Here is a 13,121-nt window from a genome sequence, read left to right as displayed (position 1 = left end):
AGCCGTGATGACGTGAAACTATGTCCCGTCGCACCGCGTTTATCGGCGAGGTTCCGGATGCGGAGGTCTGCCCGTCCGGCTCCGCCATTTCCCTTCTTTTCAGGACAAAAAAAGCCCCCTGCCGATTCGGGCAGGGGGCTGGTTGGACGTGGTCCGGGCAGGGCCAGGGAGAGAACGGGGGGAGGAGACCCTGCCCGGTTGTCGTCCGGGTCTTATTCGTCTTCCAGGCTCATCGCGCGCTGCTCGGCGAAGATGCGGGCGGCGGTGGCGTTGGTGCCGAAGCTCTGGGTCGAGATCACCTCGGTGCCGATATCGGCGGGCACGGTGGTCAGCTCGTCATTGGACCGGGCTTCGGACAGGAACAGCATTCCGGCGTCGCCACTGCTGCGCTCGGTCAGGGTCAGTTCCTGCTGCGAGGCGCGCTCGGCGGCGAAGATCGCCTCGGCAACGGGATTGGCGGCGGCAAAGGCCGGAGCGGCCAGGGTTGCGATCAGGGCGGTGGTGAGGGTCAGGGTTTTCATGTCGTGTTCCTTTCGGTGTGTGCAGTGTGTGTCATGTGTGGGGAAGGGTTTTGCCTTCCATGACATCCAATCTAGGCGTTCCATTACCGTGTTTCACCCAACAAGACCGCGACAAAGGCGTGAGATGAGTGCATCTGCGCACAACGACATCTGCCGGAATGGCAGGTGGGTAACGGGGGCTTACGGCGCTGTGATCCGGGCGCGGCTGAGGGACGAAAAAACCCCCCGGCCGGATGGCGGGGGGGTCAGTCAGGATCGGGTCGCCACAGGGAGAGAAAGACAACCCGGCCTTACGGGATCGTCCGCTTAGTTGGACGCGGCCTCGGCTGCGAAGATGCGGGCGGCGACGGCATTGGTGTCGAAGCTCTGGGTCGAGATCACTTCGGACCCGGCAGTTGCACCGAAGAGGTTCAGGTCGTCATCGGCCCGGGCTTCTGCGGCGAGGATTGCGTCGGCGGTGGCGTTGCCGACGCTGTTGCCGATCAGAACCAGTTCCTGCGACGAGGCGGCTTCCGCGTTGAAGATCGCTTCGGCGGCGGGGGCCGCGTTTGCCAGAACCGGGGCGGCCAGGGCAGCGACGAGGGCGGTGGAGAGTGCGAGAGCTTTCATTGTCTTAAGTCCTTCAGAAAGTGTGGTGTGTATGGTGTTGGCGGCTCGTGCCGTCCATGCAGTGCTATTTAAGGATCGAAATTCTGTGTGCCACCCCACAAGACTTAAAAAGAACATGCTTTTCAGTGCACCTATGCACATAGCTCTCTGCCAAATCTCACCGACGGAAATCAGGGACTAGAGTTCGTCGCGTTCATTCGCATTCACGCAACGCCCTCTAACCACTTGATGACGCATGTCCGAGAAGCTCAAAACCGGTTCCCACCTTTGAGCGACATGCTCTAAGGGGTCACGATCTCAAGGAAGACCGAGGCTGATTGCCCGCGCGCATCTATTACCGTCAGATCGACGAAGCCGGGATCGGGGTTGCCGAGGTCGACCTGCCGGTCATGGCTGGCGATCCGCGCGGGCGCGCCGTTCCAGAGCCATGTGAAGGGCGGCGTGCCCCGTTCGACGCGGGCGAGGAAGGGCAGACCGGACTGGCGGGCCAGTGTCGCGCCATCCGGCGGGAAGGCGATGCGCGGGGCCTCAGCGTTGGCGACAGGTTCGGCGCGGGGGGCGAAGCGGCGCAGGGGTTGGGGAAGCTCGGACAGCGGGACGGTCAACGCGCCGGGGGGTGGCGGTGGCAAAGGCGTGAGGTTGGGGGCGATGCGGGCGAAGGCTTCGAACAGCAGCGGCGCGGCAAGGTCGGCCCCGAAGGCCCCCGGCACCGAGGCGCCATCGGCGCGGCCAAGCCAGATCCCCACCACATGGGCCCCATCAAAGCCGAAGGCCCAGGCATCGCGATGGCCATAGCTGGTGCCGGTCTTGTAGGCCAGCCCGTTGCGCGGCGCGTTTGCGGGCGGTGCGACACCCGAGAGGATATCGCCCAGATACCAGGCGGCAACGGGCGACAGCACCTGCACTGGCGCGCCCCCCCGGTCGCCTTGCCGGTAATGCAGCGGCACCGATCCGCCGCCCGAGGCGATGGCCCCGTAAAGCCGCATCAGATCCTCCATCGTCGTCCCGACCCCGCCAAGGGCCACGGCCAGCCCCGGCTGACCGGCGGGCAATTCCGGCTGCATGCCCGCGCGGCGCATCCGGTTCATCATCTCGGCCGGTCCGATCTCCTCCAGCAGGCTGACCACGGGGGTATTGAGCGAGAATTGCAGCGCGCGGGCCACGGATATTTCACCCCGGAACTGGTTGTCGAAGTTCTGCGGCGCGTAGGAGCCGAAGCGCACCGGGCGATCTTGAATCATGGTTTCGGGGTGGATCAGACCGGCCTCGAAACCGAGCCCGTAGATCAGCGGTTTCAGCGTCGATCCGGGCGAGCGCAGGGCCTGTGTCATGTCGTTGAAGCCTTGCAGCGGATTGTCGGAATAGCCCGCCGATCCGACCGAGGCGAGCACCTCGCCCGTCGCATGGTCCATCACCATGATGGCGGCGTTCATCTGGTCCGATTGGCCGCGCACGGCCTGTACCGCCAGCCGTTCCATCGCGGCCTGCAGCTCGGCGTCCAGCGTCAGGTGATGCTGCGCGGCGGGGCGCTCGGCGATGATCCTGTCGGCAAGGTGCGGGGCCAGCAGCGGGAAGTCATGGCGGGTGCCGGGAAGGGGGGCGCGGTTTGCCCAGGCGGCCTCGTCCTCCTCCAGCATGTCGAAGCGGACCGCGCGCTCCAGCACGCGGCCCCGTGCGGCAAGGGCGGTCTCGGGGTAGCGATCCGGGCGGCGGTAGTTGGGCGATTGCGGCAGCGCCACCAGGAGCGCGGCCTCGGCGGTGGTCAGATTCTGCGGTTCATGCCCGAACCAGGTGAAACTGGCGGCGCGGATGCCCTCGATATTGCCGCCATAGGGTGCGAGATGCAGGTAGAGCGTGAGGATCTCGTCCTTGGAAAGCTGGCGTTCCAGCGCCAGCGCCAGCCGCATCTGGCGCAGCTTGCCGCGCCAAGACCCGGTGCCGCTATCCTCCAACAGGCGCGCGACCTGCATGGTGATGGTGGACCCGCCCGAGACGATGCGCCCGTTGCGCAGGGCCTGCAGAAAGGCGCGGCCAAGCGAGCGGGGATCGACGCCGGAATGTTCGTAAAACCGCCGGTCCTCGTAGGTCAGCAAAAGCTCGATGAACGCGGGGTCCACCTCGGCCAGCGTGACGGGCAGCCGCCAGCGGCCATCCTCGACCGTGTAGGCCCGCAGGAGGGTGCCGTTTCGGTCCAGCACCTCCACCGATGTGGCGGGCACCAAGGGCGGCAGCACCGTCGCGTCGATCCAGGCATCGGCCCGGTCGCGCCCGAGGGCACCAAGCCAAAGGGCCGCAACCAGAGCGATTAGCCACCTGACGCGCATTACTCGGTGATCACCACGGCGCCGGATGCGGTCTGCGCCCGGAACTGCGGGCGATACATATCCTCGACCGAGGCGGCGGGGTGGTGGAACTGGCCGGGTGTCACCGCGCGCACGATATAGCCCAGCGTGAAGCTCTCGCCGTTGACCCCGTCGATGGCGGCGAGGAAGCGATCCTGCCGGAACTCGGTATGCTCCGCCGCGTTGCTGACGGGGATCCCCTCCAGTGCGGGCAGGTCGCCGCCTTGCAGGAGGTTCGGGTTGTCGATCTCGAAACCCGCGGGCAGCGGATCGCTGACCATCAGCCGTGCGCGGCGGTCATCAAAGGGCGTGACTGTGATCAACGCCACCAGCCGCGTGCCGACGCTGACCTCAGACGGATCGGCAGGCGTGCCCTCCATCGTCACGTAGCGCCGCGCGATGCGGTAGCCGTTGCCGCCCGCCTGCGTCTCGCCCGCCGTTTGGCCATAGGTGGTCAGCAGCAGGGTTTCCTCGCGTTCGCCCGCATTGGTCACAGTTCGCGTGGTCTGGTCTCCGGCAACAAGGCGTTCCAGCAGCAGCCCGTCAACCGCCGCCCCGTTCAGCGTCAGGCCGGACCAGCTTGCCTGGTCAATGAGCGCATTGGCGGCCATCAGGGACCACGCCGCCTCCTGCGTCGAGACATGCCGCCCCGGCGCGGGTAGCGCACGGGCCAGGTCCATCAGCGGGATCGCGTCCGAGGACGAGGCGGCGGCGAGGGTCAACAGCCCCGTCGCGTCGCGCGCCCGCGTGCCGTAATCGGCGCGCCAACCGGTTTCCTCGGATTGGGTGAGTTGGCCCCGCAGCAGCGCATAGCCCGCCCGGAACATCGCATCGGCGCGCGGCTGGTCGCCATACATCGCCAAAGCCGCGCCCAGCTGACCCAGCGCCAAGGGCGTTGCGAAATCGCCCACCTTCACATCCGCGTAGTAGCGCAGATCGCTCATCGCTGCCGCGCCTTCGCGGGCCAGCACCATCAGCGCATAGGCAATCGCCTCGCCGCCGTTCTCGAAGTCACTGGCTGTGGCGACCTGGTTGCGCAGGTTGTCGATGGCGGCGCGGAAGGCGAGGTCCGGCACCTCGAACCCCTCGGCCCGCGCGCGGCTGAGGAAATCGGTCACGTACGCATCAAGCCACGGATCGCCGGAATAGGCCCCCCAGAGGCCAAAGCCGCCATTGCCCGCCTGATTGGCCAGGATCGCGTCGATGGCGTCCTGGATACGGGTGGCAAGGCCGGTGGCGGTCTCAAGCTCCAGCGTCTCGGCCACATCCGCCATATAGAGCAGCGGCATCGCGGCAGAGGTCAGTTGCTCGGTGCAGCCATAGGGGTAGCGGTCGAGCATCGCCAAGAGGCCCGGCGCATCGAAACGCGCCAGCGGTCCGGCAGACAGCACCGCCTGCCCCGATCCGGGCCGGTAGCCCGCCAGCACGGCGGCATCGAACCGGTAGCTTTCGCCGGGGGCGAGGGTGAAACGCGTGGTGGCCGATTCCACCGGGTCATTGACCTGCACCGGCAGGGTCAGCGTGCGGGCGAGGCGCTGACCATTCGGGGTGGTCAGCGTGACGGTAATCTGCTCGACCCCCTCGCGGTCGCCCGCCTGCAGCGGAATGCGCAGGCGCTCGGTCTCCTGGTCGCCAAGCGTCACGGTGGCAAGCCCGGTGCCGAGGCTGAGGCCGCCCGAGGCCGCGATCTCGATGGGCATTTCGCCGGTCGGGCCCTCGGCATGGGTCACCTCCAGCAGCAGCCGGGCAGAATCGCCGGGGGCCATGAAACGCGGCACGCTTGCGGTGACGACCACGGGATCGCGCACCAGCACATCCGCGGTGGCCTGCCCGACGCCGGTTTCCGACCACGCCACCGCGCTCACGCGCACGGTGCCGTTGAAGGCGGGCATATCGAACCGGGCGCGGATCATGCCGTCATCGCCCACGGTCAGCGGGCCGGTCTGGAAGGCAACCAGCGCCTCGGTCGGCGGCGGTGCCTGCATCCGCATCCCCAGGGCCGAGCCACCGCCGGAGCGGACCTGCCCCGGCTCGCCGCCGGTCTCGATGATGCGCCCGTAGAGGTCGCGCAGGGCCACGCCAAGGCGGCGCTGGCCGAAGTAATGCCCGCGCGGATCGGGCGGCTCGAACCCGGTCAGGTTGAGGATACCCAGATCGACGGCAGCGATGGAGGCGTAGACGGTATCGCCGGGTTGCAGGTTCTGCGCAGCCAGCGCGACCTCGAAACTGTCGCGCGGTTGCGCCGTGTTGGGGGCCTGCATGACAAGGTCCAGCGCATGATCCCCCGGCGCGACGCTGGCATGGGCCAGTCCAAGCGCGCGGGCAGGGGTGCGGGCATCCAGCCCCTCAAGGGGCCGCAGCAGGGTCGCGGTGACATAGGCGCCCGCGCCCCAGTCTTCGGTCACGTCCAGCGCGATCTCGGTCGGATCGTCGCCGACCTCGACCACCTGCATGTCAATCAGCCGGTTCGAAACGACACGGACCAGCGCCGTGCCCCCGCTGCGCGGCACGATGCGCAGGGTGGCGGTGTCGCCGACCGTGTAGCTTTCGGCATCCAACGAGACTTCCAACAGGTCCGGCGTGCCGGTCCCGTCGCCGGTGCCATACCATCCGGCGGAAAAACCGACCGAGCTGCTGGAATAGGGACCGTCCAGCGTCTCGATCCGCAGTTCGAACTGGCCCCAGTCCACCGGGGCGGCAATGTCGATGGGGGTGCTGCCCGCCACGGCCTCGCCGGTCGCGATCCGGGTGCGCGTGGTGACGGGCTCCCAGTACCAACTGCCGTTCTGCGTATACCACTGATAGCGCCGCTCGACCCGGTTCAGCGTCCAGCGCACCGGCACGCCCTCGGCCCCCACGGCGATGGCCTGGAACTGTGCTTCCGTGCCTTCGGGCAGGGTGCCGTCGAACATCTGGCGCAGGCCCAGAAGCGTGCCGGAGGGGGACAGCGCGCGGGTGATCTGGCGTTCCACCGGGCGGCCCGAGCCTTCGCTGACGCGCGCGGTGACGGTCAGGTTGCGCGGATGCGGCGCGCCGGTGATCTCCGGCAGGTCGAGGGGCAGCGCGGCGGCCCCGGTCTGATCCGTGCGCGCGCCCGAAGGCAGAGAGGTGAACTGCGCACCGGGCCTGTCGTCATGCCGCCCGAAGCTGTAGCCGGGATGGGCTTCCAGCGTGGCGGTGGGACGGATCACGATCTCGCCCTCGATGGGCAGATCGGAGGCGGGCGCACCAAAGAGGTAATCGGCCTGCACCTCCAGCACCGGGCTGGCATCGGCGGGCAGCGGGCCGTCCGGCAGGCCAAGCGCCACGTCGATGCGTTCGGGCAGGAAATCCTCGACCAGCAGGGTCTGCGTCGCCAAGGGCGCGGCATCCACATCGGCATGGACATCCAGCCGCCAGGTGCCGCGCGGGACGTTGCCGCCAAGCGGCATGGCCCAGACGTAACCGCCCGCGCCCGCCTCCTCCAGCAGGGTCCGGGCATACTCCACCCCGTCGGCGCGCGTCAGGATCGCGGTCAGCGGCAGGCCGGTGATCGCCCCGGCCCGCCCATCGCGGGCCAGCGCGGTGGCGTGGATGGTCTCGCCCGCGCGGTAGGCCCCGCGTTCGGTGGTCAGGAACACGTCGATGGCAGGCGCGGGCGCACGGCCCTCGACGCCCCGGTCGGAGAGGTCGAACTCGGCCTCGGTCAGCGACAGAAAGGCGAAATCCTGCCCGGTATCCACCGCCACCATCGCGGGCGCGGTCGAACCCCGTCCGGCGGCCAGGTCAGGGGGGAAATGCACGTAGCCCTGCGTGTCGGTCTGCAACGTCGCCAGGATGCGGTTGGAGCCGGAGATCAGTTGCACCGGCGTGCCCGCCAGCGCCGAGGTATCGGACAGCGCGCGCAGGATCACATGCACGCCATCCTCGCCCGTCATTGCCGAAATCCCCAGGTCCGAGACCAGGAACCATTGCGTCGCGGGCGGCTGGTCGCGCGTCACCGGGCCCGGAATCCTTGCCTCAAGCGCGTAGAGACCGGGCTCCAGCCCCGCCAGAACCTCGCCCATCGGCAGGCTGGTGGTGACATCCTCGTTGAGGCGCATGGTGACGTCGCCCGTGCCGGTCCAGACGGTCTCGGCCAGTTCGGTGGTGAAGCGGTCGATCTCCCATTCATTCAGGGGGCGGCCGAAATAATCCTCCTGCAAGCTGCGAAGGACGTTGCGGTCGGTGATCGCGTGCAATGACAGGTCCACCGCGTCGGTGTTCACCGTGACGATGGGCAAGGCCCCGTTTGCCGCGCGCGGCAGCACATAGGCACGCCCCGGAAAGCGGACGCCAGGGGTGCGGTCGCGGACATAAAGCGCAAGGGCGGCGGGGTGGCGCAGGGTCTCGCCCGAGGCGGCGGGCAGGCCCGCGCGCAGCGTCACCTCGTAGCGGGCCCCATGCTCAACGCCCGTGATGCAGAACTGCCGCCCCTCGGCCTGCACCGACAGGCCGGACGTGGTGGTTTGCAGGAACGCGCCCATATCGGCGCTTTCCGACAGGTCTTCCGAGAACACGGCGCAAATCCGCGGCGCCTCGGCGTCGCTTTCGACCTCGGTGGAGACCACCCGGAAGCCATAGAGCCGCACGGCCCGGTCCAGCGCCTCCTCCAGTGCCGCCATATCGGCGTTCTCCAGCGCCAGCCGCAGCGCCGGGATCATGTCGCGGCCCCTGTCATTCGCTTCCAGCGCCTCGGCCAGCACGGCCAGCGTCAGGGCAAGTTGCGGGCCACCTTCCGCGCGCAGCACGGCATTTGTCGCCGCGCGCAGGGCGGTCTGGTCGAGGTTGCGGCGCTCGCGGCTGGCGGGCGTATCGACGGCCAGCGCGAGGCGGGCGTAATCGGCCCAATGGTTCGGATCATCCGTCAGCGTGATCGCCGCGCCGGTAAAGCGCATCGCCTGCCGCAGATCGCCCGCCACGCGCTGATCGCGCGCCGCGTCCAGCAATTGCCGTGCGGTCCAGTGCTCTGCCGGGTGGTCCTGCGCGAGGCCACCCGCCTGCTGGCGGGCGCGGCTCAGGTCGGTTTCCGACAGGAAATCGAGCGCCGCGACGCGGGCAGGCAGCCGGTCCAGCACCCCCGGCGCGGTCTGCCGCACGGTGATCGAATCGACCAGGTCGAAAGGCTCGCTTGCCCCGATCTCGGATTTCGGGAAACAGGCGTTTCTGGCCCTGTTGAAGGTGGCGCCGACGCAATCGGGGTCGTTCAGGCAGGCGGCGGTGCAGGCCGCGAAACTGGTGTCGAAGATCGGCCCCAGATCGCCGCCCGGATAGTCCACGCCGCGCGCCAGCGAATAGAATCGCTCGGCCACCGGGGCCTGCTGCGCCAGTGCCGCGCCCGAGATGAAAAGACAGATTATCGCGGCCAGAAACCCTCGCATCGCATCCTCCTGCTCAAAAAAGCGAGATCGTTTCAGGTTCCGATTGCATCGGTTCTCCCTGCCTCATCCCTTTCAGGGCTGAATGCGAAAACCGATCCCTGATCCAATGAGAACCTGAAACGCTCTATATCAAAAATCTTTGTCTCAGCATCGCATGCCGGGTCGGGGTCTGTCCACGGAAAGGCCGCGGCGTTAATCCGATCTCAATAAAATTCACTGCAGTTTACGGGCGGATGACGCTGCGCGAGACAAGAGGGGCCCGATGACGCCTGCCGGAATGGAGGACCGTTTGGCGAAGGAACGCCGCGCGCGGCTGGCCGCCGAACGCCTCCTGGCGCAGAAATCGGAGGAGCTGTTTTCGGCCAACAGGCGCCTCGCCGCCCATGCCGACGCGATGTCGGACCAGGTCATCGAACAGCGCCAGGAAAACGCGGCACTGGTGGGCCAGACCACCAAGGTGCGCGCCGATCTTGAGGTGGCCACCGAACACGCGCAGCGGGCCGAACGGCGGCTCTGGGATTCGCTGGCCATCATCGAGGACGGCTTTGCCATCTATGACCGCGACTGGCGGCTGGTGGCGGCCAATGACGCCTTTATCCAGGTCTTTGACGGGATTGCCGAAATCGGCCCCGGCGCCAGCTATGAGGCGATCCTGCGCATCGCGGTGGACGAAGGCATCATCGACGTCGAGGGCACCGATCCCGATGACTGGATCGACGACATGATCGGGCGCTGGGAACAGGACCCGATCCCGCCCCGCACGCTCAGGCTCTGGAATGGCGGCTATGTCAAGCTGGTCGACAAGCGCTCGCCCGAGGGTGACATGGTCAGCCTCGCCCTCAACATCACCGCCGATATCGAGCGCGAGCAGGAACTGCGCGAAGCCCGCGACCTGGCGCAATCGGCGAACCGGGCGAAATCGGCTTTCCTTGCGAATATGAGCCATGAGATCCGCACGCCGATGAACGGCGTCGTCGGCATGGCCGACCTGCTGCGCGATACCGAACTGGACGAAGAACAGCGGATGTATGCCGATACGATCAAGAACTCGGGTGAGGCGCTGCTGGTCATCATCAACGACGTGCTGGATTACTCCAAGATCGAGGCCGACAAGCTGGTGCTGCATGAGGAGGCGTTCGACCTTGAAGGGATGATTCACGAGATCTTCCGCCTGCTCAAACCCACCATCCAGGGCCGCGATCTGGAATTGATCGTCGATTACGACATCTTCCTGCCCGAAAAGCTAATCGGCGACCGGGGGCGGGTCCGGCAGGTGCTGACCAACCTGATCGGCAACGCGGTGAAATTCACCGAGAAAGGCCGCGTCACTGTGCGCGTGCTGGGGGAGGAGGGCGAAGATGGCCAGATCGCCCTGCGCATCGCGGTCGAGGATACCGGGATCGGCATACCGCAGGAAAAACAGGCGCATGTCTTCGGCGAATTCAACCAGGTCGAGGATCAGGCCAACCGCAAATATGAGGGCACCGGGCTGGGTCTGGCGATCTCGGCCAAGCTGATCCGGCTGATGGGCGGCAAGATGTGGCTCGATTCGGTGCCGGGCGAGGGGTCCACCTTCGGGTTCCTGCTGCGGCTTGCCCGCGCCGAGGGTGATGACACAAGGCCGGTGCCGCCGCTGCCCGAGGGGTTGAAGCGGATCGCCGTGATCGGCCCGGAACTGCCTAGCCGCGCGGTTCTTGAACGCCAGCTTCTGAAACTGCGCGCCGAGGTGCAGACCGTGGTGGACCCGGCGCGCCTGAAGGGGCCAGTGGACCTGGCGCTGCTTTGCGCGGGGGATAAGGCCACGCTGTCGGCCTTGCGCGCCGCGGGGCATGACGGGCCGGTGACGCGCTGCTGCAGGGATTCGGGCTGTGACGGGATATTCGCGGGCCTTTCGCTTGCCGATCTGCGCGCGGCCCTGATCGCGGCCTGCGAGGCGGAGGAGGAGGAGGCACCGCCGCCCGACCTCATCATCCCCGAACAGACGCCCGCCCCGCGCAAGCTGCGGTTATTGGCGGCCGAGGACAACAAGACCAACCAGCTTGTGTTCGCCAAGATGATCAAACCGCTGACCCTGGAGATGGAAATGACGGGTAACGGGGCCGAGGCGCTGGCCGCCTACAAATCCGCGCCGCCCGATCTGATCTTCACCGACATCTCCATGCCCGAGATGGACGGGCTGGAGGCCGCCCGCCTCATCCGCGCCCATGAAGCGGAAACCGGCCTGCCCCGCGTGCCCATCGTCGCCATGACCGCCCACGCGATGGATGGCGACGAGTCGCGGATCTTCGAGGCCGGGATCGACCACTACCTGACCAAGCCGCTCAAGAAACCGCTGATCATCGAGAAGATCACCGCCCTTGCCCCTGACACCGTGCTGCCGGTCCTGCCCGAGGGTTAGAGCATGTCGCTCAAAAGTGGGAACCGGTTTTGAGCTTCTCGGACATGCGTCATCAAGAGGTTAGAGGGCGTTGCGTGAATGCGTATGAACGCGACGAACCCTAAAGCGACCAGCCCGCCAGCGCCTCGACCGGCTTCATGTGGCCGGTGTTGATGCCGCGCCGGTTCACGATCGGCCCATGCGTGTATTTCACCGCCACCGGATGGTTCGCGTCCAGCACGCCGAGGCCCACCAGGATCTGCGTCACCACCGCCTCCGCCGCGCGGGTGCCACCATCCTCGATCTTGACGGCGACGCCCATCCGGCGCTCCGGCACGATGGCGACGAAGACGGCTTCGGCCCCGGTCTTGACCGCGACCCGGCCCTCCATCGCGCGCATCAGGTTGGTGCAGGCCTTGCCCTCGCCCGCCACCAGGACCGGGTGCGTGGCCATGGCGCGGGTCAGGCGGGACATCGCCTTGTCACGCACATCGCCATCGCCGGTCGCTGCGGAGAACTTCGCCATGGCGCGGGCCAGCCCGGTCATGGTGCAGGCATGGTTGGGCGCGGAGCAGCCGTCGATGCCGTAGCCGGGGCTGTCCTCATCGGTCGCCTCCTCGACCGCGGCCAGCACGGCCCGTTGCACCGGGTGATCCAGGTCCAGGTATTCCGGCCCCGCGCCCAGGTGTCTGGTCAGCGTCAGGAACCCCGAATGCTTGCCAGAGCAGTTGTTGTGCACCTGGCACGGCGTCTGGCCCGCGCGGATCAAGTCGTTCGCGGTCTGCTTGTCATAGGGCTCATGCGACCCGCAGCGCAGCGCCGCCTCGGGGTCCAGCCCCAACTCATCCAACCATGCGCGCACCATGTCCGTATGCACCTTCGCGCCCTGGTGCGAGGCGCAGGACAGGGCCAGCCGCGCCTCGTCCAGCCCGAAGGCATCCGCGGCACCGCTTTCGACCAGCGGCAGTGCTTGCAGCATCTTGCATGACGACCGGGGCAGGATCACCGCCCGCGGATCGCCCCAGGAGGCCACGATATCGCCGCCCGAATCCCAGATAACGGCGTGGCCGCGATGCTGGCTTTCGCAGATCGCACCGCGCCAGATCTCCACCAAACTCTGTGCCTGTCCCATATTCCGCCCCCTCTGCGCTTCACGATCCGGCGATTTTCCGCCGCCGGGGCTTTTCCAGCCGCGTTTTTTCGGGTTAATCTCTCCCCCGCAGTTAAGGATTGGTGGACCTCAGGCGCAAGACCTGATCAACGGGCATGAGTGTCAACCAGAGGCAGAGACGGCTGGAGGCTGGATCATATGAAGAACTGGGTTGCGGGACTGGGTATCGCGTTGATGCTGTCGACGCCGCTTATCGCGCAGGAAGGGGGGGGCGAATCCTCCAACCGCGTCAACGCCGAAACCGATTGGAGCGTCTTTGTCGAAGACGACCCGACGCAATGCTGGGTGGTCTCCGCCCCGCGTGAAACGGTGAACACCCGCGAAGGACGCGTGGTGGCCGTGCGCCGCTCCGCGATCCTGCTTTTCGTCAGCTATTGGCCCTCCGAGAGCCGGATGGGCGAGGTCTCGTTCACCGGCGGCTATCCTTTCGCGGAAGGGTCCACCGTGACGCTGGAGATCGGCAACTCGACCTTTGAGCTCTTCGTCGATGGCGAAATGGCCTGGGCCGCGTCCGAACAGGACGACCAGCGCATCATCACCGCGATGAAGCGCGGCGCCGAGGCGGTTCTGACCGCGCGCTCCAGCCGGGGCACGCAGACGGTCGATACATTCTCGTTGATGGGTTTCACCGCCGCCGTCGAGGATGCCGAGGAACGCTGCGGCGCCTGATAAATCGCGCGGACCGGGTTTGCCATGGGCGTC

7 protein-coding genes are annotated in these 13,121 nt (G+C 67.2%); 2 read left to right on the top strand and 5 right to left on the bottom strand.

The genetic code is table 11. The annotated features are described in order from the left end of the window. Positions 1-212: 212 nt before the first annotated feature. The 4 genes from HNS34_RS03965 to HNS34_RS03950 form a co-directional block, all read right to left on the bottom strand. Positions 213-521: a hypothetical protein gene (locus tag HNS34_RS03965; RefSeq protein ID WP_172318250.1), complete on the bottom strand. Its 309-nt coding sequence runs from the start codon at positions 519-521 to the stop codon at positions 213-215. Positions 522-827: 306 nt separating this feature from the next. After that, positions 828-1,130 (bottom strand): hypothetical protein, encoded by a 303-nt coding sequence (locus tag HNS34_RS03960; RefSeq protein WP_172318248.1) that lies wholly within the window; start codon positions 1,128-1,130, stop codon positions 828-830. A 281-nt stretch (positions 1,131-1,411) separates the two neighbouring features. After that, positions 1,412-3,454, bottom strand: a complete 2,043-nt coding sequence (gene pbpC / locus HNS34_RS03955; protein ID WP_172318246.1) for a penicillin-binding protein 1C — start codon at positions 3,452-3,454, stop codon at positions 1,412-1,414. Further along, positions 3,454-8,871, bottom strand: a complete 5,418-nt coding sequence (locus HNS34_RS03950) for an alpha-2-macroglobulin family protein (protein ID WP_172318244.1) — start codon at positions 8,869-8,871, stop codon at positions 3,454-3,456. Before HNS34_RS03950 ends, pbpC begins: the two co-directional genes overlap by 1 nt. A gap of 262 nt (positions 8,872-9,133) precedes the next feature. Between HNS34_RS03950 and HNS34_RS03945 the strand changes: the two genes are divergently transcribed. Further along, the gene (locus HNS34_RS03945) at positions 9,134-11,269 is read left to right on the top strand and encodes an ATP-binding protein (RefSeq protein WP_172318242.1); all 2,136 of its coding nucleotides are present in this window, start codon (positions 9,134-9,136) and stop codon (positions 11,267-11,269) included. A gap of 100 nt (positions 11,270-11,369) precedes the next feature. Here HNS34_RS03945 and HNS34_RS03940 read toward each other — a convergent pair whose 3' ends face one another. Continuing rightward, a complete protein-coding gene (locus tag HNS34_RS03940) occupies positions 11,370-12,380 on the bottom strand; it encodes an asparaginase (protein WP_172318240.1) in 1,011 nt (336 codons plus the stop codon). A gap of 177 nt (positions 12,381-12,557) precedes the next feature. Here HNS34_RS03940 and HNS34_RS03935 point away from each other — a divergent pair, with 177 nt between their 5' ends. Continuing rightward, entirely contained in the window at positions 12,558-13,088 is a 531-nt protein-coding gene (locus HNS34_RS03935) for an invasion associated locus B family protein (RefSeq protein ID WP_172318238.1), read from the top strand. The last annotated feature ends 33 nt before the right edge of the window (positions 13,089-13,121 follow it).

Source organism: Alterinioella nitratireducens (genome assembly GCF_013155465.1).
Taxonomy (GTDB): domain Bacteria; phylum Pseudomonadota; class Alphaproteobacteria; order Rhodobacterales; family Rhodobacteraceae; genus Alterinioella; species Alterinioella nitratireducens.
This window is presented reverse-complemented; position numbering and strand designations above follow the sequence as displayed.